Raw genomic sequence first — 21,840 nt, 5'->3', positions numbered from 1 at the left:
CGGAGAACTAGACGCGGAGAGGAGGGACGCCGATGCACGGATGTGGTGAAACCGTCGAAGGGCGCTCGCGGTTCGAGTGCGCCGTCGCCGACGCCGGATCGGCGAGGGGCACATGAGTACGAAGGATTACCTGGAGAAGGACTACTACAAGGTGCTCGGCGTCCCCAAGGACGCCGGTACCGCCGAGATCAAGAAGGCGTACCGCAAGCTCGCCGTCGAGTTCCACCCGGACAAGAACAAGGGTGACACCATGGCGGAGGAACGCTTCAAGGAGATCTCCGAGGCGTACGACGTGCTCGCCGACGAAAAGCGGCGCAAGGAGTACGACGAGGCGCGGACGCTGTTCGGCAGCGGAGGTGGCAACTTCCGCGGTCCCGGCGGCGCCCAGGGCGGGCAGGGTTTCCCGTTCGACCTCGGCGACATCTTCGGCGGTCAGCAGGGCGGCGCGGGCAACACCGGCGGTCTCGGCGACATCTTCGGTGGCCTGTTCGGCGGCGGGCGCCAGACCGGGCGGCAGCAGCCGCGCCGCGGCGCCGACGTCGAGTCCGAGGTCACCCTCGGGTTCGCCGATGCCGTGGACGGTGCGACCGTGCCGATCCGGCTGACCAGTTCCGAGCCGTGTCGGCACTGCAACGGCACGGGCGCGGCCGCGGGCACCGCCCCGCGGATGTGCCCGACCTGCGCGGGCGCGGGCAACGTCAGTCGGCCGCAGGGCGGTTTCGGCTTCTCGGAGCCGTGCCGCGACTGCAAGGGCCGCGGCATGATCGTGGACGACCCGTGCATCGTGTGCAACGGCAGTGGCCGGGCCAAGAGTTCGCGCACGATGCAGGTCCGGATCCCGGCCGGGGTCCAGGACGGGCAGCGGATCCGGCTCAAGGGCAAGGGCGCTCCGGGCGAGCGCGGCGGACCGCACGGCGATCTGTACGTCGTCGTGCACGTCAAGGCGCACTCCCTGTTCGGCCGCAAGGGAGACAACCTCACGGTCACGGTGCCGGTCACGTTTCCGGAGGCGGCCCTGGGGGCCGAGGTGACCGTGCCCACCCTGGGCGGCGTTCCGGTCACGCTCAAGCTCCCCGCGGGCACGGGCAACGGCCGCACGCTGCGAGTGCGCGGGCGCGGAGCGGCACGCAAGGACGGCACTCGGGGCGACCTCCTGGTCACCATCGAGGTGACGGTGCCTCAACAGCTGAACGACAAGGCGCGCGAAGCGCTCGAAGCGTTCCGCGAGGCGACCGTGGCGGACGACCCCCGAGCCGATCTGTTGGACGCGGCGAAGGGGGCGTGACATGCGACCGGGTGGCATGGGCGGCTTGGGAGGCCGCGGCTTCGAGATCGACGAGACCTCTCCGGTCTACGTGATCTCGGTGGCCGCTCAGCTCTCCGGCCTGCACCCGCAGACACTGCGACAGTACGACCGGCTCGGCCTGGTCTCGCCGGATCGCACGGCCGGTCGCGGGCGGCGCTACTCGGCCCGTGACATCGTCCAACTGCGCGAGGTGCAGCGGCTGTCCCAGGAGGACGGCATCAACCTCGCCGGGATCAAGCGGATCCTGGAGTTGGAGAACCAGGTGCTCGCGCTGCGCATGCGCGTCGCCGAGATGGAACACGCGCTGGGTGAGGCGTCGGCGGCGAGTGCGCAGCGCGAAGCCGCGGTGCACGCGTCCTACCGGCGCGACCTCGTCCCGTTGCGGCCGCAGGTGGGCAGTGCGCTCGTGGTGTGGAAGCCGCGGCGCGGGCGCGCGGACTGACCTCGGGGCGGACGCGCGGACCGACGGACACATCCGTCGATAGAGGGGCACGGCTTCGGCCGCGCCCCTCTTTCGTCGTGCTGTCTCATCCCAAAGCGTCTTGAGCCGGCTCAATCCCCGTCGTTAGGGTCACCGCATGAAGCCGAATCGTCGGGACCTGTTGAAGTACTCGGCCGCGAGCGCGGCACTCCTGGGGGTCGCAGCCTGTACCGACGACAAGGACAAGCCCGACCGCAAGCCGACCGACGCGCCCAAGTCCGGCGGCCCGAAGCAGAACGCGGGACCGGCCGCTCCCGCGGGCACGACCCTGGAGCGCACGCTCGTGTTCGGCCCGCCCGGCGTTGGCGGCTACCGCAAGATCGTGGCGGGGCCCGGCGAGCCGTACAAGCTGCGCGACGAACTGGCCCCCGAGGCCGGGACCGGCGACGCGACCAAGCGGCAACCCCTGGTCGCCTTCACGCAGTTCACCGACATACACATCCAGGACTCGCAGTCGACCGCGCGGGTGGACTTCCTCGACCGGCACAGCGACAAGGACCAGCCGTTCGCGAAGCTGCTGCCGTTCCAGTCGGCCTACCGCCCGCAGGAGGTGCTGACCGCGCAGATCGCCGAGGCGATGGTCCAGTCGATCAACAAGATAGGCAAGGGCCCGGCGCTGGGTCAGGCGCTCGCCTTCACCATCTGCACCGGCGACAACACCGACAACATCCAGTTCAACGAACTGCGTTGGTACATCGACGTGCTCGACGGCGGCAAGAAGGTCACTCCCGACTCGGGTGACCACAACAAGTACGAGGGTCCGATGGACGCGGTCTCGTACCACGAGCGCTACTGGCACCCCGACGGCACGCCCGCCGGCCAAAAGGACGACGTCCCGCGTGCCCAGTACGGCTACCCGACCGTCCCCGGCCTGCTCGACGCGTGCCGCCGGCCGTTCGACGCGACCGGCCTCAAGACCCCGTGGTACACCGCGTACGGCAACCACGACGGTCTCGTGCAGGGCAACCTGCCGGTCAGTGAGCTGCTGAGCAAGGTCGCGGTCGGCGACGAGAAGGTGCTCGACATATCCCCGGGCCAGACCCTCGTCACGCTCGCGCTGGGCCTGCAAGCCGGCAAGCCCGACGCGCTCGCCGCGTTGATGGCCGGCCCCAAGCGCAAGGTCACCGCCGACCCGGACCGCCGCCTGGTCGACCGCGCGCAGACGATCAAGGAGCACTTCAACACCACCGGCCTGCCCAAGGGCCACGGCTTCTCGCAGCAAAACGTCGACCAGGCCACCGCCTACTACACGTTCGACCAGGGCCCGGCCGTGCGTTGCCTCGTCCTCGACACCGTCAACCAGTACGGCCTGGACTCCGGTTGCCTGGACCCCGTCCAGTTCGCGTGGTTGAACGAGCAGTTGACCAGGGGCAGTTCGAGCTACCTCGACGAGCAGGGCAAGGTCGTCCAGGGCACCGGCCAGGACAGGCTGTTCGTCCTGTTCAGCCACCACACCCTGGCCACGATGGTCAACAAGACCGTCCCCGACGGTCAGCCCGCGCGCGTCCTGGGCCCGCAGGTACAGGCCCTGCTCCTGCGCTTTCCCAACGTCGTGCTGTGGGTCAACGGGCACACCCACGACAACGCCGTGAAGGCCCATCCCCGCCCGGCGGGCAGCGCGGCACCCGGCGGCTTCTGGGAGGTCAACACGGCGTCGCACATCGACTGGCCGTCGCAGGCGCGGATCGTGGAGCTCGCCGACAACAAGAACGGCACGGTCTCGATCTTCGGCACGATCGTCGACTCGGCGGGCCCCGAGTCCAACGGCGGCAAGCTCGACACGCCGCTCGCCCTGGCCGCCCTCGCCCGCGAACTGGCGGGCAACGACTGGCAGGAGCGCGACCGCCCCGACGCGGCCGTCGACGGTCGCCGCGGCCGGGTGGAGGACCGCAACGTGGAGCTCCTGGTGCCGGCGCCCGCGTGGCTCACGGGCTGACCCGGGCGGCGAAATCGACGCTCGTCGAACACGAGCGGGCTCCGGCGGGTCGGCTACCAGGCCACCGTGACGATGCGGGCGCAGCGTGATTTCGAGCGTTTGACGAGTTCGCCGTTGGGGCGGTCGCTGCCGGCCACCCAGGCCATCGCCTCCCCCGGGCTGCGGCCGCCCCGGCGTTGGCGTCTGGTCAGCCGTTCGTCGCGCACCCGGTCGGAGGCGTGCACGTACCAGACCTCCGTCATCAGGCCGTAGGCCTCGGTCCAGCCGGGCTCGTCCAGGGCCAGGTAGTTGCCCTCGGTCACGATCATCCGAGTCCCGGGACGGACCACGTGCCGGGCCGCGATCGGCTCGTGCAGCGTGCGGTCGTAGTCGGGCACGTACACGTCGTGGTCGACCTCGCGGACCACCCGCGCGAGCGTCGTCGCGTAGCCCCACACGTCGAACGTGTCCACCGCGCCCTTGCGGTGCAGCCGGCCGATCCGCTTCAGCTGCACGTTGGAGAGGTGGAAGCCGTCGAGCGGGACGTAGGCGGCGGTGCCGAGGCCCACGCGCGCCTCGATCGCGCGCACGAGCCGGCTCGCAAGGGTGGACTTGCCGGCTCCCGGCGGACCCGCGAGGCCCAGCACGACACGGTCGGCCTCGGGCGCTTCGGGAATCAGCCGCACAGCCGCATCCGCGAGCGCGTCGAGTGTTTCGAGGGCACCGGACACATCTGGCATGTCCGCAGTCTAGGCATCCCGGACAACGCATGGTTGAGTGGAATAGACTCAACTTAGTTGTCGTTGTCCCGATCAAGTAGCCCGTTCGGGCGCGCCGTCGAGTGCGCCGAACACGCGGCACGGACGGGATGATGGCCGTGACAGCGCGTGCCCGCAGCGAAGGAGTCGCACACCTCACATGGATGCACAAAAGCTCACCACCAAGGCCCAAGAGGCCCTTTCGGTCGCCATCCGCAAGGCTGCCGCCGCGGGACACCCCCAGGTGGAGCCCGCGCATCTGCTGCTCGCGTTGCTCGAGCAGCCCGAGGGGATCGCGATCCCGCTGCTCGGCGCGGCCGGTGTCGACGTACCCCTGCTCAAGGTCGAGACGGCACATATCTCGGAACGCCTGCCGAGCGCGTCCGGCTCAACGGTGGCCGCTCCGCAGCTCGCGCGCGAGACGATGCTCGCCCTGGACGAGGCGGAGAAGCAGGCCGACAAGCTCGGCGACATGTTCGTGTCCACCGAGCATCTTCTGGTCGGCCTCGCGTCCGGGCGCACCGGCCCGATCGCCGAGGCGCTGCGCAACGCGGGCGCCGGCCCGCAGGCACTGCTCGACTCCTTCAAGGCGGTCCGCGGCAGCACGCGCGTGACCTCGCAGGACCCGGAGAGCACCTACCAGGCGCTGGAGAAGTACGGCCGCGATCTCACCGAGGAGGCCCGGGCGGGCAAGCTCGACCCGGTGATCGGCCGCGACTCGGAGATCCGGCGCGTGGTCCAGGTGCTGTCGAGGCGAACCAAGAACAACCCCGTCCTGATCGGCGAGCCCGGCGTGGGCAAGACCGCCGTGGTCGAGGGCCTCGCGCGCCGCATCGTCGCGGGCGACGTGCCCGAGTCGCTGCGGGACAAGAAGCTCGTCTCGCTCGACCTGGGCGCGATGGTCGCCGGCGCCAAGTATCGCGGCGAGTTCGAGGAACGGCTCAAGGCCGTGCTGAACGAGATCAAGCAAAGCGACGGCCAGGTCGTCACGTTCATCGACGAACTGCACACCGTCGTGGGCGCCGGCGCCACCGGTGACAGCACGATGGACGCGGGCAACATGCTCAAGCCGATGCTCGCGCGCGGCGAACTGCGCCTGGTCGGCGCGACCACGCTCGACGAGTACCGCAAGCACATCGAGAAGGACCCGGCCCTGGAGCGCCGCTTCCAGCAGGTCTTCGTGGGCGAGCCGAGCGTCGAGGACTCGATCGCGATCCTGCGCGGGCTCAAGAGCCGCTACGAGGCCCACCACAAGGTCCAGATCGCCGACTCCGCCCTGGTCGCCGCGGCCACCTTGTCCGACCGCTACATCACCGCGCGCTTCCTTCCCGACAAGGCCATCGACCTCGTCGACGAGGCCGCGTCGCGCCTGCGGATGGAGATCGACTCCTCCCCGGTCGAGATCGACGAGCTGCAACGCGCGGTCGACCGGCTGCGGATGGAGGAGATGGCGCTGTCCAAGGAGACCGACGCGGCCAGCCGTGATCGCCTGGAGCGGCTGCGCAAGGACCTCGCGGACAAGCAGGAACAGCTCAGCGGGCTGACCGCGCGCTGGCAGCAGGAGAAGGCGGGCCTCAACCGGGTCGGCGAGCTCAAGGAGCGACTGGACGCGGCCCGCGGCGAGGCCGAGCGGGCCCAGCGCGACGGCGATTTCGAGACGGCGTCGAAGCTGATGTACGGGCAGATCCCGACGCTGGAGCGCGAATTGGCCGAGGCGGCCGCGAGCGAGAGCGACCAGGGCGACAACGGTCCCGCGATGGTCAAGGAGGAGGTCGGCCCCGACGACGTGGCCGACGTGGTCTCGTCCTGGACCGGCATCCCGGCCGGTCGCCTGCTGGAGGGCGAGCGCGGCAAGCTCCTGCGCATGGAGGAGCAACTCGGCCGCCGGCTGATCGGCCAGAAGGCCGCCGTGGGGACGGTCTCCGACGCGGTGCGCCGGGCCCGCTCGGGCATCGCCGACCCGGATCGCCCGACCGGCTCGTTCCTGTTCCTGGGCCCCACCGGCGTAGGCAAGACCGAGTTGGCCAAGTCGCTCGCCGACTTCCTGTTCGACGACGAGCGCGCGATGGTGCGGATCGACATGTCGGAGTACGCCGAGAAGCACTCGGTGGCTCGCCTGGTCGGTGCCCCGCCCGGTTACGTCGGCTACGAGGAGGGCGGCCAGCTCACCGAGGCCGTGCGCCGTCGGCCCTACTCGGTGGTGCTGCTCGACGAGGTCGAGAAGGCCCACCCCGAGGTGTTCGACGTCCTGCTCCAGGTGCTCGACGACGGGCGCCTGACGGACGGTCAGGGACGCACGGTCGACTTCCGCAACGTGGTGCTGATCCTGACCTCGAACCTGGGCTCGCAGTATCTGGTGGACCCCGCCCTCACCACGCAGCAGCAGCGGGACCTGGTGATGGAGGTCGTCCGGACCTCGTTCAAGCCGGAGTTCCTCAACCGGCTCGACGACATCGTGCTCTTCGACGCGCTCGACACGGCCGAACTCGCGCACATCGTCGGCCTCCAGGTGGACCGGCTCGGCGCCCGGCTCAAGGACCGCCGGATCACCCTGACGGTGACCGACGCGGCTCGTGAGTGGCTCGCGCTGACCGGATACGACCCGGCGTACGGAGCGCGGCCGTTGCGCCGGCTGATCCAGACCGCGATCGGCGACAAGCTCGCCCGCGAACTGCTCGCGGGCGAGGTCGCGGACGGCGACACGGTCGTGGTCGACCTCGACGAGGCGGGTGACACGCTGGCCGTCGAGCCGAGCGGGCGGGCCGGGCGGGAGGCCGGATCGCAGCCTGGCGGGCAGGCCGGCGGGCAGTCCGGGCAGCCGGGTGGGCAGCCGGGCGGGCAGCCGACGAAGACGCTCTGATCGGGTGGAAAACCGTGACGCCGGGACCTCTTTGAGGTCCCGGCGTCATGACGTGGGAGCATGCGGGGTACGGATCTGACGGTGCGTCATACAAATGGCGGAGCGTCTGCCGCGCGGGTGGCCGGGCGGTGATCCGCGTGGTGATCCAGGTGGTGATCCGCGTGGTGATCCGCGCGACAAGACAAGATCGCCCAGCGCCGGACGACGGGGACAAAAACCCCCAAGCCGGTAGCGTCGGCGTGACAGATATCATCCCTGTAGTGGTTAAGTTACCAGTGGGTAAGATGCCCGCACGGCCGTACGCTGTCGGCCGATACACGCCCCGGAAGGGACGTCCCACCGGAGGAGCCGAACGCCCATGCAGCTCGCAGCGATCGTGATCTCGCTGGTCATCAGCGTGATCGGGTTCGCCCTTCTCGGGAGAACCGCCGCTTACATCTTCTCGTTCGTCAAACTCGGGCAGCCCGTCCGCGGCCGGACCAGTGAGGCCGGCAAGCGTCTGGGCACGATGCTCACCGAGACGGTCGGCCACACCCGCATGCTCCGTTGGGGCATCGTCGGCGCCGCGCACTGGTTCGTCATGGTCGGCTTCGGCGCCCTGTTCCTGACCCTGGTCAACGCGTACGGGCAGCTGTTCTCGCCCGAGTTCGCGCTGTGGGGACTCGGGCACTGGGACGTGTTCGAGGTCTTCAGCGAGTTCATGGGCCTGATGACCATCGTCGGCATCCTGGTGCTGATCGCGATCCGTCAGCTGACCCACCCGCGTCGGGCCGGCCGCAAGAGCCGGTTCGCCGGATCCAACTTCGGCCAGGCGTACTTCGTCGAGTTCGTCGTCGGCTCGGTCGGCGTCTGCATCATGCTGCTGCGCGGCCTCGAGGGCGCGCTCGCGGGAGTCGACGCGTACGAGCCCGGCTACTGGGTCAGCTACCCGCTGGTATCCGCGTTCGGCGGCCTTTCCGAGGGCTCGCTCGAGAACCTGATCTACCTCGTCGCGACGATCAAGATCGTGATCTCGATGGCGTGGGCGATCACCATCGGCCTCAACCCGACCATGGGTGTGGCCTGGCACCGGTTCCTGGCGTTCTTCAACATCTACTTCAAGCGCAACGCCGACGGCGCGGTCGCGCTCGGCGCGCTCCAGCCGATGACGTCCGGCGGCGAGGTCATCGACTTCGAGGACCCCAAGGACGACGCGGTCTTCGGCGTCAGCCAGATCGAGCACTTCTCCTGGAAGGGCCTGCTCGACTTCTCCACCTGCACCGAGTGCGGGCGTTGCCAGTCGCAGTGCCCCGCGTGGAACACCGGCAAGCCGCTGTCCCCGAAGCTGCTGATCATGTCGCTGCGCGAGCACGCCTACGCCAAGGCGCCGTACCTCCTCGCCGGTGGTGGCAAGGACGAAGAGGGCAACGAGAAGGCCACCCCGGAGCAGCTCGCCAAGGTCCCGGCCGCGGCGCTGGCCGAGGCCGAGCGCCCGCTGATCGGCACCGCCGAGGAAAACGGCGTCATCGACCCGGACGTGCTGTGGTCGTGTACGACCTGCGGCGCGTGCGTCGAGCAGTGCCCGGTGGACATCGAACACGTCGACCACATCGTCGACATGCGCCGCTACCAGGTACTGATCGAAAGCGCGTTCCCCTCCGAGGCGGCAACGATGCTCAAGGGCCTGGAGAACAAGGGCAACCCGTGGGGCGTGGCCACCAAGGCCCGGCTCGACTGGGTCAAGGAGCTCAAGAAGGCCACCGGCATCGAGGTCCCGATCGTCGGGCAGGACATCGAGCCCGCCGAGCTGGAGTACCTGTACTGGGTCGGCTGCGCGGGCGCGCTCGCCGACGGCCCGAAGAAGACCACGAAGGCTTTCGCCGAGCTGCTCGACATCGCCGGCGTGAAGTACGGAATCCTCGGCAAGGAGGAGTCCTGCACCGGTGACTCGGCGCGCCGACTCGGCTCCGAGGTCGTCTTCCAGATGCTCGCGGCGCAAAACGTCGAGACGCTCAACGCCGCGCTGGAGGACGCGCCGAAGAAGCGCATCGTCACCACGTGCCCGCACTGCTTCAACACGCTGGCCAACGAGTATCCGCAGTTGGAGGGCCACTTCGAGGTCATCCACCACACGCAGTTGCTCCAGCACCTGCTCGACGAGGGCAGGCTGTTGCCGGTCGGCCCCGTCGACGGCCTGGTGACCTACCACGACCCCTGCTACCTCGGTCGGCACAACAAGATCTACACGCCCCCGCGCGAGATCATCGCGCGCGTGCCGGGTCTGCGAAACGAGGAGATGCACCGCCACAAGGAGCGCGGCTTCTGCTGCGGCGCCGGCGGTGCGCGGATGTGGATGGAAGAGCGGATCGGCAAGCGGATCAACAACGAGCGCATGGACGAGGCGCTGTCGCTGAATCCCGACATCGTCTCCACCGCGTGCCCGTTCTGCCTCGTGATGTTCACCGACTCGATCAACGCCAAGAAGCAGGCGGGCGAGGCGAAGGAGGACCTGCGGGTCGTCGACGTCGCGCAACTCCTGCTTCAGTCGGTCAAGCTGCCGGAGCCGCCTGCGGCCGAGGAGGTCTTGGAGGACGCCGAGGCGAAGTGAGATCGCTCGCTCGCTTGGTAGGTAAGTAGGTAGGTAGGTCGAGACGTTGTTGATCGCCGTCGGTCCCGGTGGGGCCGGCGGCGATCGGCGTTTGCGAGAGGCTGGGGGTCGTACTGAGGGTCGTCCTGGGGGTCGTACCGAGGGTCGACCTGGGTCTCGCCCGGCGTTTCGTCCCGCTTCCCGGCCCGGTTTTGTGCCTGAATTACGACCGTTCCGGGACGACACCACAGCTCCTACAGCCGGTACCGTCATTGGTGTGACTGGCAATGGACCCTACGACCCGTACCGGCAACAGCCCCCGCCTGCCGGCCAGGGTTACCCACCTCAGCAGGGCGGGGCTTACGGCAATCAGTACGGTGGCCAACCGGGTTACGGGCAGCCGGTTCCACCGCCGCCTTCGCACGGCTACGGGCAGCAGGTTCCGCCGCCTCCGCCGCAGGGTTACGGGCAACAGGGCCCACCGCCGCCGCAGGGCGGGCAAGGCGGCTCGGGTGGGCCGGGCGGTTCGGGCGGTTCGGGTGGCGACCAGAGCTACGGCCCGCTGTCGCTTCCGGACGAGACAAGCATCTACGTCTACGGCGCGCCGCCCGAGGAGTACACCTCGGTCACGCCCGCGGTCCCGCCGCAGCCCTACCGGCAGCAGGCGCCGCCGCAGTACAACGCGCCGCCGCCGCGATACCTGCACTGGAAAGAGATCCTGAGCGGCCTCGTCGTGCGCCCGCTGCGCACCATGGACGAGGTCCGCGACCAGGCGGCGTGGTGGCCGGCCCTGATCATGTCCGCGATCGGCGGCGTACTGGCGTTGCTGGCCAACGACGCCTCCCGCAAGGAGATCGTCGACTCGACACTCGGCACGAGCGTGCCCGCGCTCGGCATGGTCATCGTCATGGTCCCGGCGTTCTGCGCGCTGCTGGGCCTCGTGTCACACGCGCTGGCCACCCAGTTCGGCGGCAACGGCTCGCCCATGCCGTTCATCACGCTGTCGATGCTCGTGGTCTGGATCGCGGACGCGCCGCGCCTGCTTGTGGCGATGTTCGCGCCCGACGACAACCCCATCGTGGCGGGCATCGGCATCGCGTCCTTCGTGCTGACGGCCTGGCTGCTGACCGCGCTGATGATTCGGGTGCACGAACTGCCATGGCCGCGCGCGCTCGGCTGCGTCGCGGTCGAACTGATCGCGCTGCTCCTGGTCCTCAAGCTCCCACTCACGTCGTGAGTCGTGTCGCGAGTCCCATCGTCGATCGCGAAGCACATCGCGACACGCATCACGACGCGGTGATCGCGACGCGGATCACGCCGCGGATGCGAATCGCGACGTGATCTCCGACTGAACGACACCTGACGCAACGTCAGTCCGCGGCCGAACCGTGCCGGCAGTGGACCACCCGGACCACAAGCGGCACGGTGAAGCCGCGTTGCGGATCTTCTCCGCGACCGTTCCCGGCGGTGTACTCGTAGCAGTACACGTATCCGCACCCGACATCTCGTCGAGGTCGCGGAAGTCGTGAGGAACGGATCGGACATGCTTGTGCGGCAACGCACCCGCGCCGCGCTCCAGGCGGCGGCTCTCTTCTACGTCGTGGATCGGGGGTGGCCGGTACTCCCCGGCGCGTATGTCGAGGACGGCCGCTGCTCGTGCGGAGACGCCGAGTGCCCCGATCCGGGCGCGCATCCCGCCGCCGAACCGGGTCTGACCCGGGCCACGCGGTCCACCGACGACGTATGGGAGTGGTGGGGCAACAAGCCGTACACGGTCCTGCTCGCGAGCGGCCTGGAGTTCGACGTACTGGACGCGCCGGCCGCGGTCGGCTACGCGGCGATCCGCCAACTGGAACTGCTCGGCCTGCCGTCGGGGCCGGTCCTGCATCTACCCAGCGAGCGGCTGTTGTTCCTGGTCAACCCAGGCGCGCGCAACCTGTACTGGTACACGGTCGACCACAACGACCGGGCCCGGTTCGACGTCCGCCATCACGCGGTGGGCCACTTCGTACCGGCTCCGCCGTCCTCCACCGCGTGCGGGGGGCTGACCCGGTGGGCGGTGCCGCCCGACCCGATCGAACGCGGCCTGCCGGGCGCGGTCGACGTCCTGGGCGCGTTGATCCGGTTCAGCACTCAGGCGTCGAGGACCTGGCCCTGACGCTGTACGACGGGCGGCAGCACGGACCACGGGAAGTTGATCCAGTCGTCGGTGTGCTTCCACACGTACTCGCACTTCACGAGCGACTGCGGCTTCTCGTAGACGACCGCGCAGCGCACCTCGGCGACGTTGCCCTCGCAGAAGTCCCGCACGAGCAGCAACGTCTTGCCGGTGTCGGCGACGTCGTCCGCGATCAGCACCTTCTTGTTGGAGAAGTCGACCACGTCGGGCACCGGCGCGAGCATGACCGGCATGTCGAGCGTGGTGCCGATGCCGGTGTAGAACTCGACGTTGACCAGGTGCAGGTTCTTGACGTCGAGCGCGTACGCGAGCGCGCCGGCCGCGAACACCCCACCGCGGGCGATCGACAGGATGATGTCGGGCTCGTACCCGTCGTTCGCCACCTGAGTGGCCAGCTCACGCGTGGCCTGGCCGAAGAGGGGCCAGGTGAGGTTTTCGCGCACTTCGCTCATGTCCGGGTATGCCTATCTGCTGTTCTCGGCGCCTGTGGCCGGATGGGGAAACGGGAGCGGGGCGGAACCGGGACCGGGCCCGGGGACCGGCCCGGCCGGTCGGCACCGCGTCGGGCCGAGCACCGACTAGCGCTCGCCGCGCACGTCCGTCCGATGAAAGTTCTGGAACGAACGCGAGGGCGTGGGCCCACGCTGCCCCTGGTAGCGCGACCCGTACACCGAGGACCCGTAGGGGAACTCGGCGGGCGAGGACAGCCGAAACATGCACAACTGGCCGATCTTCATCCCCGGCCACAGCTTGATGGGCAGCGTCGCGGCGTTCGAGAGTTCGAGCGTGACGTGCCCCGAGAACCCGGGATCGATGAACCCGGCCGTCGAGTGCGTCAGCAGCCCGAGCCGCCCGAGCGAACTCTTGCCCTCAAGTCGAGACGCCACGTCGTCCGGCAGCGAGACGACCTCGTACGTCGATCCCAACGCGAACTCACCGGGGTGCAGGATGAACGGTTCGCCCTCGGGCGGCTCGATCATCCGAGTCAGGTCCGGCTGCTCGATCGCCGGGTCGATGTGGGGATACTTGTGATTTTCGAAGACCCGAAAAAACCGATCAAGTCGGACGTCCACACTCGACGGCTGAACCATGGCCGGCTCGTAGGGGTCGATCCGAACCCGACCGCGGTCGATCTCCGCGCGAATGTCTTTGTCCGATAGAAGCACGGAGAAAGGGTAATCGCAGCCGCCCTGATCCACCCAAACGGTCCCGCGAATCCTGGCTGCAACCACGCCGACCCATCCGGTAGAGTGACGGGGCAGGCCGCCCAAAGGGCGTCCGTCTGCGGGCGTAGTTTAATGGTAGAACATGAGCTTCCCAAGCTTAGAACGCGAGTTCGATTCTCGTCGCCCGCTCGTGTGAGAAGGCCCAGGTCACGGACATGATCCGTGGACTGGGCCTTCGTCGTTCCCGGGCCCGCTACGCCTGGCGTGCCGGAGCCGTGCCGGACTGGCGATGATCTCGGGGCGGGGGCTTCTTGATCCGCTTCGCGGTTGCGTTTGGTGGTGGCCTGGTCTTGGTCGGCGCGGGCGTGTTGGTGGATCAGGGCTGCGCAGGACGTTGACTGCCCCATGCGGTCCATCGGCTCTCGGAGAGTGGCGCGGGTCTCGGCGGCGAGGACGTTCCCGGTATGGCGTGGATCGTGGAAGTGAATATCGGTCACGCCGAGGTGACGGCTCCCGCGTCGCACACCCGGTGAAGTTGCAGCGGCGTAGGGCCGCACCCTTCGGGCCGACGAAGAACAGGCCGTCCGACTCCTTCTCGGCGAACCACTTCATGTGCCGACGCAGGTCGAGGAGGATCGGCGCGGGGATAGTGACGGTTCGCTTGCCGGCGGCCGACTTCGGCGGGCCGGTGACACGCTTTCCGTTGCTCATTTCGATGGCGGAGACGTCGATGCGGATCGTGCCCGCGTCGAGGTCCACGTGATCGCGTCGGAGAGCGGCAAGTTCGCCCCAGCGCAGGGAGCCGAAGGCGGCGAGGAGGACGAGGGCTCGGTAGCGGGGACCTACACCGTCCCCGAGGGCGAAGAACCTGTCCGATGGTGAGGGTCGGCCGCTCCGGGGCCTTCTCGTCGCCTCCACCCTTGATACGGCAGGGGTTCCGGCCGATCAGGCCGTCGTCCACGGCGGTGTTCATGACTGGGCGCATGAGTCGGTACGCCTTGGCGGTGGGGGACAGGCCAAGGCCGCCTTCCAGGCGCGTGGCACGCCGGCGGCGCACGTCGGCTTCCTTGATCGCCGAGAGTGCCGCGTTGCCGAACGTGGGCTTCAGGTGAAGTCGGAGCAGGATGCTGTACAGCTCACGAGAGCACGGCCGGAGGTTCGGCCGCTCCTTGATCCAGGCCGTGGCGAACGTACCGAAGACCGTGTCGCCGCGTGGGTCGACCCAGTCGCCGCGCCGCATCTCCGACTCGGTGTCGGTCAGCCACTCTTCAGCGGCAGTCTTGGTGACGAAGGTCCGGTCCGGGTTGATCAACTTGCTGGTCGGGTCTGGGTACCGCGTTTGCCACTTCTTGGACGGCAGTTGCCGGACCGCGCCGAAGCGACGACGCCTTCCTTTGTTGTTGGGCATCAAGCGGCCTGGCTGTGCGTCGTGTCGGATTCGACGCGTCCGGCTGAGATGAGGGCTTCGACCGCGTCCGTCGGTATGCGGACGTGGCGGCCGATCCGAACGAAGGTGATGCGTCGCTCTGCAATGAGGCGACGGACGAAGCGCTCGCCGACGTTGAGCCGGTCGGCGGTTGGGGGACGGTCAGGAGCCGTCCGGTCTTGTTGATCACGGGATCAACTCCCCTCGCAGGTCAGGGCGGTCAAGTCGCTTCCTGATGGGGCCTGTATGAGAGGGGACCCTCGGCTGTCTTGTCTCGGCACCGTTGGGCGTTTGGTCGGTGCGAGGCGGCCTGTGGCGGCCGTTGCCGAATTCGGTCGGGTGATGCGTTGAGGATCAGGCGGCTTCGTCGTGTGCGGCCAAGTGGCCGAGCTCGGCGCAGAGGCCATTGGCGAGGAGCGTGGCAAGGCGGTGGACTGCGTCGGCAGGGATGGGGCCGAGGTTGACCAGGCCGTCACCGTGGACGTTCACTTCCGCCTTGAGCGCTCCGAAGCCGTCGACCAGGCCGGCGGTCGTCAGCCGTGCGGCGAGTTCGAGCGTGGCGTTGTTGGCCGTGCGCCGGCCACGGACGTAGGGGATGCTGGCGCGCAGTTCTTCGGCAGGCGGTGCGCAGGCGCGGGCGTTGTCAGGGGCGGGGCGCATGGCGGTTCTCCCTTCAGGTGGGGTCGGTCGTAGCCGCGGCAAGGAGTTCGGCGAGTCGATGAGCGGCTTCCGGTGTCGTGCGGCCGAGTTCGACGAAGCCGTGCCCGAACGCGTTAACGTCCGCGCGCAGGTGGGGGAAGTGCTCGGCGAGGCCGGCGGCGATCAGGACGTCCCGCAAGGCTGCGACGGCAGACCGCGCTTGGTACCAAGCCGTGGTGTCGATAGGCGACCAGGAGGCCGCGTCCGGGTCACCCTGCATCGTCGGTGCCTTCGGCTGCGGCGGAAAGGTTGCGGGATGCGATGAGCAGGTGGCCGGCGAGCATTGCGACGCTGTCACGGTCGAGGATGGACTCTTCGGCCGGTTTGTTGAGCCATTGGTATCGATCGCCTGTCTCGACCCCGGGGCCCGGAACGATCAGGTATCCGCCGGTCGAGAGGTATCGGTACGGCAGGTCTCCGCGCAGCACCGTCAACACACCCGCGAAGAAAGGCTCTCCGACCGGCGCGATGAGGAAGGCGACCTTCCGTGCGTAGTGGTCGATCGCGCACGGCGGCGCCTCGGTACCGAGGCGCCGGTACCAGTCCACGGCTTCGACACCCAACCGGTCCGCAACAACGACAGCGTCGAAGACATGGCCAGCTGCCCACACCCGCGGTTCGCGAGGGTGTTGTGCCGCCTCAGCGTTGCTGATGGCCGCAAGCAGCCATGCGCCAGCGGACTCACTCTCCTGTCGAAGCGTCATGTTCATCTCCCCAAGTTCGCCGGTCGCTCCGACCGGACATCACCAAGGTGCGCCGGCAGCAGCGGTCCGAGGCAGACGGCAAGGGGTGACAGGGGATGACACGCCTTGCCACCTCGCGTCATCCCTCCTGCGTGATCAACTGATTGCGACCCTTTGACGACACTTCGTATGCGCGAGCATGATGACTGGATCTGGCGCCGCTTCTGGGGAGGCGATTCGTGGTGTCCGGCACCACGCCGTATCAAGCCGATCTTCTACGCGCTGCCCGTGACCGGCGCGGTTGGAAGAAGCCGCGGCTCATCTACGCCCTGCGCCAAGCCGCCGCGCAGGAAGGGCGATCGCTGCCAACCGACACATCACTGTTGCGGAGCATCGCCCGGTGGGAGAACGGCCAGACCTATCCGGCCGACTACGTCGCGCTCCTGACGAAGGTCTACGGCGAACCGGCCCACCGTCTGGGGTTGGCCGAAGTCCCGGCCATGCCGGAAGCCCCGGGAACGGCCTACCCCACCACGCCCGCAGATGGAGTCGAGACCCTAACGGCGTTGTGGCACGCGGACCTTTCACCGGACAGCGACGTGCAGGGCCTGTCCCCCGATCCGGCTGCCTGGAACGCGGCTCCGCTCGCGTGGCTGGTTTCCGACCGACGAGAGCAGTTGCCGAATTCCCGAACGCCCGTACAAGTGGGTGCCTCAGACGTCGAAACCGTCCGCGCGACCGTCGACGTGTACGCCGATCTGGACAACCGCTTCGGAGGCGGACACGGCCGCCGAGCCTTGATCCAATACCTGGACGGCGACGTTGCCGAGTTACTGACCGCCCGCAGCACGGAGCCCGTAGGCCGCGCTCTGTTCGCCACGGTCGCCGAAGCCACCCTGCTCGCCGCGTGGATGAGCTACGACAGCGGCCACCACGGGTTGGCCCAGCGCTACTTCATCCAAGCCCTGCGCCTTGCCCAGACCGCGGAGGACCGCCGTCTCGCCGGGAGCATCCTGTCGGCGATGAGCCATCAGGCCACCTACCTCGGCCGCTTCACCGAGGCCGCCAACCTCGCCCGCGCCGCGCAACTGGGCACCACAGGGCACGCGACCCCGACTCTGACCGCCCAGTTCCTCGCGATGGAAGCCCGAGCCCTTTCCCGCCTCGGCGACCACGCAGCCTGCAACGCCGCCCTGACCCGGGCCACCACGATCTTCGAGCGCAACAACCCGGGCGAAGACCCGGAGTGGATCGGCTACTTCGACCAAGCGGAGCTGTCCGCCGAACTCGGCCACTGCTTCCGCGACATGCGCCAGGCCCAACAGGCCACCACTTACGCGGAACTGTGTCTCGGCGGCACGGACGGCCGCTACATCCGCAGCGACTTCTTCGCGACCATGGTCCTGGCCGAAGCCCACCTCACCGCCGACGAACCCGAACGCGCATGCCGAACGGCGTTGAACGCCCTGACCATCGGCCGCCAACTCAAGTCCGCCCGGTGCGTCTCCTACTTGGCCGCTTTCCGCAAGAAGCTGGACGCCCACAGCGCCTCAACCACAGTTGCCGAATTCCTGGAAGAGGCCGCCGGCTACCGCATGTGGCAGCAAGCCGCAGGCTGACCCAGTCTCTAGAACGGCTTCCAGCCGTGTCGGTCCCCACCGGACCGCAGATCCGAGATGCGCCGCTCGACCTCCGCCGTGACGTCGGCGTCACCGGTCATGTTCTGCGTCAGCCACACGGTCATCATCAACTCACGCACGTCCGCCAGGACCGGGTAGCCGTACCAGTTCATGACATCGAACCCGTACGCGTTCACGAACGCGTCGTACTCGGCCCGGGTGTGCCACCCGTACCGCTCGTAGTACAACGCGGTCAGGACCAAGTCCCACTCCCGAGGCCCCAGCGCGAACCCATCCAAGTCGATGAGCACCGCCCGCCCAGCCTCATCAACGAGCGCGTTCCCGACGTTCGCGTCCCCGTGCACCAGTCCGAACGGAAGCACAAACTCCAAAGCGTCGTACCGCTTCCGCACCTGCTCGGCCCGCTGCCGAAGAAACGCCCGATCACCGTCACCCAGCCCCGCCGCGGCGTCGATCCGCCCCCAGGTCGCCGCCAACGGCTCCAGATACGGCAACCCCAACGAGGCAGGCTCCTCCAACCAATGCAACCGCCGCAGCAACTCAGCCAGCGGCACGACACCCGCGAACCGCTCCTCTTCGGCCACGAGTTCCCAGAACGTCACCACTCGCCCATCGACCACGAGCGGCTGCCGAACCCGCGACACAACCTGCACCGCCGGGAACCCCACCTCAGCGAGCCACCGAGCCGCAGCCACAGTCCGCTCATGCTCACCAAGTCGCTCCGAAGACCGAGCCACCCGCACCACAACCGGCTCACCCAACCGAAAAACGGCGTTCTCCCCAAGCCGCAACAAGGACGCCCCCTCAGCACTCAGCCCGGCCACAGCACAAGCCGAGCCCAACACCTCCCGAGCATGCTCCGCAGTGAACGCCCCACCGGCTCCAGACACCCCGCCATCCGCCATACCGCGAAGCTACCCGCAATGAGCCTCCGACCTGCCAATCATCCAGCGCAACTCAACGCACCACTGCCGAATTTGGCTCTACTAGATCAAGGGCGACGCGCTACGCACGCCGCCCGGGGCCACGCCGCGCATGCGGCGTGGCCGCCGGTCACGGCGCGTCCCCAAGCGGCCTGCCGTAGGTGTATCAGAACGGAGGCTCATCCCTTGCGAGCATCACCCGATCTGCAATCTCCTGACGTCCCACGGCAGCAAAGAATTGCGCATAGTCAGAGTGCTTGTTGTAGGGAATTCCACGGATCATCTCTTGTACGGCGGAGTCAATATTCTTGTAATTAGTGACCTCCATCCCATTGATTACCGCAGCCATATTGCCAGGCCCTCCGCTCCCGATGCCTTTAAGAATTATCACGACATCGCTCACAGCTCCCTTCTCGGCAAAAAAGACCAAGACTTCCAGGATGCGATCCGACTTACGGCTTTCCCCGACTGCAGTGAGCACAGAGTTTGCATCATTGGGAAATCCGGCTTTCCGAAGATTCTCGATGCACCTATAAATGCCCCCGGGAAGGTGCCACGAACCTATCGACACTTCAAAACAGTTGACACACTCGCTCGCCTCTGCCAGTCGCAGACCAGCGACAATAATTGGAGCAGCCTCAACGCCATAGAATCTCGCGGCGTTCCTCAAAAAAGCGTTCACCGCGCCATCGACCCGAACAGTCTGATTCCAGGGTTCCCCTGAAATGCGCGGTGGGAATCTTTTATTCAAGGCAGCAGCAGTCTGAACGATACCTCGCGGATGATCGCGAGCGGCTCGTTCCAGCATTTCTGCGATGGTCATCTGTGCTTGTCTCATTGTGGCAATCACGTCCGGCAGCCAGTTCGCAATCGGTGCATCTTTTGAGGTCTCAATCAAGTGCACCAAATCATCCATGCCAGCCATGCGAAACGGATGCAAATCCCAAGCTATCGGTATCGATTCAGGAACTACCAATGCCCTGACCGATAATTCTTCTTTTGTCTTTACTCCCGGCTGCGCAGAAATCCTCTCGCGCCAGAGGTGCGAGTCGATCTCTTGCTCAGAAAGAGGTGCTCCGATCGAGATCGCGTAATCCGCAAATGCTTCGATGATGGATAAAGCCTCGGAGAGATTTACCGGACTCCGACCCCCGAGTTTGTCTTGAATTGTCGAACGAGCCATTGCGTGGCGCCTTCCCCGCTTAGAAGTAAGCTGTGCAATGAGCCGAATTGAAGGATTGCCTGCACGGATTCGCAGATCCTGTAACTGTGCGGCAATGCTTCCAACCATCGACATCCCCTGCTTCTGAGTGTCCGACTCTGTCCGGCCATGTCCGAGGACGTCCGAGCACGTCCGGAGGACAGGCAACATCCTAGGTCAACGCCTTGATATATGTCCGGAGAATACCGAAGTCGTCCGATCAGCTCGCATGCTCTTCGCCGGACGGGTTTCCTTGGGGAAGTTGTTCATCCACCATGAAGTGACAAGCGAGTGACACATGAATAGTCCCGAAGGCCAGCACAAACATCGCAGTTGGTCCTACGTCACGATGGCCGTTCTACTTGCGGCCGTCGCACAAGAGCGAAGCACAGATGACCTGCGGACCATTGGTTGCGTGGTCTTCGCAATCGTGGCTCTCTGCTGTCTGTCGGATCGCGCAGAGTAGCCTCATTCTCGCCCTGTCCGGGAGGGAACCCCGAGACCAACCACCCACTTGCGGAAAGAGGCAAGTCCGACACCCGCACCAGATGCGCACCAGAACGGGGCGCGGCCCAGGGGGTCTGACGGGCACTCAGGGGATGAGCGAACGTCCCGCGCAACGTGGGGGCTTGCCCAGGTTGCAAGCAAGATCGCGGGCAAGCCTTCCAAGCTAGGTCTTCCGCAGCCAGCAACTAACCGGATGCGGACAGGAGTTCGCAGCTGCGCTGCGAGCCGGCTGGGGGCCGGCGACGCGACCTTTGGCCGCGACCGGGGCGCACTCGTTGCGTAGGACGGACGTTGGTGCTGGGCCTTGGAGGGCGGGTCGCGGTTGCCGAACACCCGGGTTATTGGTCGGGTTGCGTGACCCGCGCGCATAAGCCACGGCATGCCACCCGGTCCCCGGCATGCCGTGGACCGGGTTCCTTGGTTGGGTTTTGGGGGCAGCTGACTGGTTGTGCAGCATGCGTGTAATGATCTTGGGATTTGGTGGGCTCCCGATGCGTTCCTGTGCAGGTCAGACGGCGGTTTTGGGAAGGCGCTCACACCCGCTCCGGAACCATGTGCGTAGCTCTGTCATCTGGTCTAATTGCCGTCCGCCGGATCACCCCAGTGAGGGGGAAGGTTTGGGGGCTGCCACGCAGTGGGGTCAGCCCGATCCAGTACCGGCGGAGAAGCCAACTCAGGTAGAGGCTTTCCCTCGATGACGGCTTCAAGGGAGTGCTGCACGTAGCGCAGGTAGTTTGTGACGTCTCTTATTTGGCGCTCATGATTACCTCGACCTACCCCACGCCACGCGACGTCGTAGGCGAGTTGCACCAGAATGCGATAGCGCTCGCGCGCAGCAGGCTCCGGGATCAAGAAGATCTCCGTATGCATCCCGCGCCGAATGCTTGCCAGCGCCGTCGAGCAGTTTTCGCGGGCTTGAGGACTCAGCCTGGGTACGTCCTCGGAGACGTCCGGCAGGGAAGGCAGCCAGGAGTAGAGGTCCGCCAGCCGTTCCAGGAGCCGATTAGATGCATTGACGGCTCGCTCGTGATCTCGTTCTGCTCGTGCCAACCGTGCGTCCGCAAGTTGCTGGCTCGATGCCAACCAGGCTTGCGTGGTCAGAGTCTTGGCCGTCTGCCAGCGCGCCACCATCGCCGCAATCGCGCCGCCGACAAGAACGCCTAACAGGGGCCCAGCGGTCTGGATTGCGAAATTCCCCCAAGCACTCACTCAAGCACGTTCTCAGTTTCATCAGCGCTGCGGCAAGAGAAACCGGGCCTCGCCCGTGCCAGATGCGTGCCGGAACGGGCTGGGATCTGCGGTCATCAGGGGGTACTGGCGGACCGTCGAGCCGGCAACGCAGGCGAGAATGCGGAGCTGGTCAGGGTGCGTTCGCGAGCATTGCGGGAACGGCGCTTCCCAAGCTTAGAACGCGAGTTCGATTCTCGTCGCCCGCTCGTGTGAGAAGGCCCAGGTCACGGACATGATCCGTGGACTGGGCCTTCGTCGTTCCCGGGCCCGCTACGCCTGGCGTGCCGGAGCCGTGCCGGA

At 67.3% G+C, this 21,840-nt stretch carries 18 protein-coding genes, 1 tRNA gene and 1 pseudogene; 10 read left to right on the top strand and 10 right to left on the bottom strand.

What is annotated here, in order from left to right:
• The first annotated feature begins 112 nt into the window (after nt 1-112).
• The 3 genes from dnaJ to GT354_RS25030 all read left to right on the top strand — a co-directional run bounded on the left by dnaJ (nt 113) and on the right by GT354_RS25030 (nt 3,723).
• A complete protein-coding gene (dnaJ, locus tag GT354_RS25040) occupies nt 113-1,285 on the top strand; it encodes a molecular chaperone DnaJ (RefSeq protein WP_161358624.1) in 1,173 nt (390 codons plus the stop codon).
• Between the two features lies 1 nt (nt 1,286).
• Nucleotides 1,287-1,748: a helix-turn-helix transcriptional regulator gene (locus GT354_RS25035; protein ID WP_161358623.1), complete on the top strand. Its 462-nt coding sequence runs from the start codon at nt 1,287-1,289 to the stop codon at nt 1,746-1,748.
• Nucleotides 1,749-1,884: 136 nt separating this feature from the next.
• Complete coding sequence (locus GT354_RS25030; protein WP_161358622.1) at nt 1,885-3,723, top strand: TIGR03767 family metallophosphoesterase; 1,839 nt, start codon at nt 1,885-1,887, stop codon at nt 3,721-3,723.
• Between the two features lie 53 nt (nt 3,724-3,776).
• Here the strand turns inward: GT354_RS25030 and GT354_RS25025 are convergent, their stop codons facing one another.
• Entirely contained in the window at nt 3,777-4,442 is a 666-nt protein-coding gene (locus GT354_RS25025; protein WP_161358621.1) for a nucleoside/nucleotide kinase family protein, read from the bottom strand.
• 178 nt (nt 4,443-4,620) lie between these two features.
• Here GT354_RS25025 and clpB point away from each other — a divergent pair, with 178 nt between their 5' ends.
• The 4 genes from clpB (at nt 4,621) to GT354_RS25005 (ending at nt 12,044) form a co-directional block, all read left to right on the top strand.
• Nucleotides 4,621-7,320, top strand: a complete 2,700-nt coding sequence (gene clpB / locus GT354_RS25020) for an ATP-dependent chaperone ClpB (RefSeq protein ID WP_237535426.1) — start codon at nt 4,621-4,623, stop codon at nt 7,318-7,320.
• Nucleotides 7,321-7,678: 358 nt separating this feature from the next.
• On the top strand, nt 7,679-9,907 hold the full coding sequence (locus tag GT354_RS25015) for a heterodisulfide reductase-related iron-sulfur binding cluster (RefSeq protein ID WP_161358620.1): 2,229 nt from the start codon (nt 7,679-7,681) through the stop codon (nt 9,905-9,907).
• Nucleotides 9,908-10,163: 256 nt separating this feature from the next.
• Entirely contained in the window at nt 10,164-11,123 is a 960-nt protein-coding gene (locus GT354_RS55905; RefSeq protein WP_161358619.1) for a Yip1 family protein, read from the top strand.
• Between the two features lie 306 nt (nt 11,124-11,429).
• A complete protein-coding gene (locus tag GT354_RS25005) occupies nt 11,430-12,044 on the top strand; it encodes a bifunctional DNA primase/polymerase (protein ID WP_161358618.1) in 615 nt (204 codons plus the stop codon).
• On the opposite strand, the gene GT354_RS25000 is transcribed toward GT354_RS25005, so the two are convergent.
• Together GT354_RS25000 and dcd are read right to left on the bottom strand one after the other, a co-directional pair.
• Entirely contained in the window at nt 12,020-12,517 is a 498-nt protein-coding gene (locus tag GT354_RS25000; protein ID WP_161358617.1) for a phosphoribosyltransferase, read from the bottom strand. The genes GT354_RS25005 and GT354_RS25000 overlap by 25 nt on opposite strands.
• 126 nt (nt 12,518-12,643) lie before the next feature.
• Nucleotides 12,644-13,231 (bottom strand): dCTP deaminase, encoded by a 588-nt coding sequence (gene dcd / locus GT354_RS24995; RefSeq protein ID WP_161358616.1) that lies wholly within the window; start codon nt 13,229-13,231, stop codon nt 12,644-12,646.
• A gap of 118 nt (nt 13,232-13,349) precedes the next feature.
• On the opposite strand from dcd, the gene GT354_RS24990 reads away from it, so the two are divergent.
• Both GT354_RS24990 and GT354_RS54470 read left to right on the top strand, forming a co-directional pair.
• Nucleotides 13,350-13,420 (top strand) — tRNA-Gly (locus GT354_RS24990).
• Nucleotides 13,421-13,843: 423 nt separating this feature from the next.
• Nucleotides 13,844-14,113, top strand: a complete 270-nt coding sequence (locus tag GT354_RS54470; protein WP_237535425.1) for a hypothetical protein — start codon at nt 13,844-13,846, stop codon at nt 14,111-14,113.
• A gap of 525 nt (nt 14,114-14,638) precedes the next feature.
• On the opposite strand, the pseudogene GT354_RS24980 reads toward GT354_RS54470, so the two are convergent.
• The 4 genes and pseudogenes from GT354_RS24980 to GT354_RS24965 all read right to left on the bottom strand — a co-directional run.
• Nucleotides 14,639-14,806 (bottom strand): annotated as a pseudogene (locus tag GT354_RS24980) (excisionase family DNA-binding protein); the annotation flags it as partial.
• A 205-nt stretch (nt 14,807-15,011) separates the two neighbouring features.
• Nucleotides 15,012-15,317, bottom strand: a complete 306-nt coding sequence (locus GT354_RS54465; RefSeq protein WP_237535424.1) for a hypothetical protein — start codon at nt 15,315-15,317, stop codon at nt 15,012-15,014.
• A gap of 13 nt (nt 15,318-15,330) precedes the next feature.
• Entirely contained in the window at nt 15,331-15,576 is a 246-nt protein-coding gene (locus GT354_RS24970; RefSeq protein ID WP_161358614.1) for a hypothetical protein, read from the bottom strand.
• A complete protein-coding gene (locus GT354_RS24965) occupies nt 15,566-16,060 on the bottom strand; it encodes a hypothetical protein (RefSeq protein WP_161358613.1) in 495 nt (164 codons plus the stop codon). The genes GT354_RS24970 and GT354_RS24965 overlap by 11 nt, the downstream gene beginning before the upstream one ends.
• 218 nt (nt 16,061-16,278) lie before the next feature.
• Between GT354_RS24965 and GT354_RS24960 the strand changes: the two genes are divergently transcribed.
• Entirely contained in the window at nt 16,279-17,658 is a 1,380-nt protein-coding gene (locus GT354_RS24960; protein ID WP_161358612.1) for a hypothetical protein, read from the top strand.
• 8 nt (nt 17,659-17,666) lie between these two features.
• Here GT354_RS24960 and GT354_RS24955 read toward each other — a convergent pair whose 3' ends face one another.
• The 3 genes from GT354_RS24955 to GT354_RS24945 all read right to left on the bottom strand — a co-directional run bounded on the left by GT354_RS24955 (nt 17,667) and on the right by GT354_RS24945 (nt 21,519).
• Nucleotides 17,667-18,584 carry an aminoglycoside phosphotransferase family protein gene (locus GT354_RS24955; RefSeq protein ID WP_161358611.1) on the bottom strand — a complete coding sequence of 306 codons (918 nt, stop codon included), beginning with the start codon at nt 18,582-18,584 and terminating at the stop codon, nt 17,667-17,669.
• A gap of 184 nt (nt 18,585-18,768) precedes the next feature.
• Complete coding sequence (locus tag GT354_RS24950; protein ID WP_161358610.1) at nt 18,769-19,899, bottom strand: hypothetical protein; 1,131 nt, start codon at nt 19,897-19,899, stop codon at nt 18,769-18,771.
• Between the two features lie 987 nt (nt 19,900-20,886).
• Entirely contained in the window at nt 20,887-21,519 is a 633-nt protein-coding gene (locus GT354_RS24945) for a hypothetical protein (protein ID WP_161358609.1), read from the bottom strand.
• Between the last annotated feature and the right edge of the window lie 321 nt (nt 21,520-21,840).

Origin of the sequence: Streptomyces sp. SID3343, assembly GCF_009865215.1 — a bacterium.
In the GTDB taxonomy this organism is placed as follows: Bacteria; Actinomycetota; Actinomycetes; order Streptomycetales; family Streptomycetaceae; genus Embleya.
Note: the sequence above shows the minus strand (reverse complement) of the source record. Positions and strands in the feature narration are given on the sequence as shown.

What these genes read in the sequence shown, in the direction of transcription:
- dnaJ (WP_161358624.1), top strand. Translation starts at nt 113, where the DNA reads ATGAGTACGAAGGATTACCTGGAGAAGGACTACTACAAGGTGCTCGGC.
- GT354_RS25035 (WP_161358623.1), top strand. Translation starts at nt 1,287, where the DNA reads ATGCGACCGGGTGGCATGGGCGGCTTGGGAGGCCGCGGCTTCGAGATC.
- GT354_RS25030 (WP_161358622.1), top strand. Translation starts at nt 1,885, where the DNA reads ATGAAGCCGAATCGTCGGGACCTGTTGAAGTACTCGGCCGCGAGCGCG.
- GT354_RS25025 (WP_161358621.1), bottom strand. Translation starts at nt 4,442, where the DNA reads ATGCCAGATGTGTCCGGTGCCCTCGAAACACTCGACGCGCTCGCGGAT.
- clpB (WP_237535426.1), top strand. Translation starts at nt 4,621, where the DNA reads ATGGATGCACAAAAGCTCACCACCAAGGCCCAAGAGGCCCTTTCGGTC.
- GT354_RS25015 (WP_161358620.1), top strand. Translation starts at nt 7,679, where the DNA reads ATGCAGCTCGCAGCGATCGTGATCTCGCTGGTCATCAGCGTGATCGGG.
- GT354_RS25005 (WP_161358618.1), top strand. Translation starts at nt 11,430, where the DNA reads ATGCTTGTGCGGCAACGCACCCGCGCCGCGCTCCAGGCGGCGGCTCTC.
- GT354_RS25000 (WP_161358617.1), bottom strand. Translation starts at nt 12,517, where the DNA reads ATGAGCGAAGTGCGCGAAAACCTCACCTGGCCCCTCTTCGGCCAGGCC.
- GT354_RS54465 (WP_237535424.1), bottom strand. Translation starts at nt 15,317, where the DNA reads ATGCGCCCCGCCCCTGACAACGCCCGCGCCTGCGCACCGCCTGCCGAA.
- GT354_RS24970 (WP_161358614.1), bottom strand. Translation starts at nt 15,576, where the DNA reads ATGCAGGGTGACCCGGACGCGGCCTCCTGGTCGCCTATCGACACCACG.
- GT354_RS24965 (WP_161358613.1), bottom strand. Translation starts at nt 16,060, where the DNA reads ATGACGCTTCGACAGGAGAGTGAGTCCGCTGGCGCATGGCTGCTTGCG.
- GT354_RS24955 (WP_161358611.1), bottom strand. Translation starts at nt 18,584, where the DNA reads ATGGCGGATGGCGGGGTGTCTGGAGCCGGTGGGGCGTTCACTGCGGAG.
- GT354_RS24950 (WP_161358610.1), bottom strand. Translation starts at nt 19,899, where the DNA reads ATGTCGATGGTTGGAAGCATTGCCGCACAGTTACAGGATCTGCGAATC.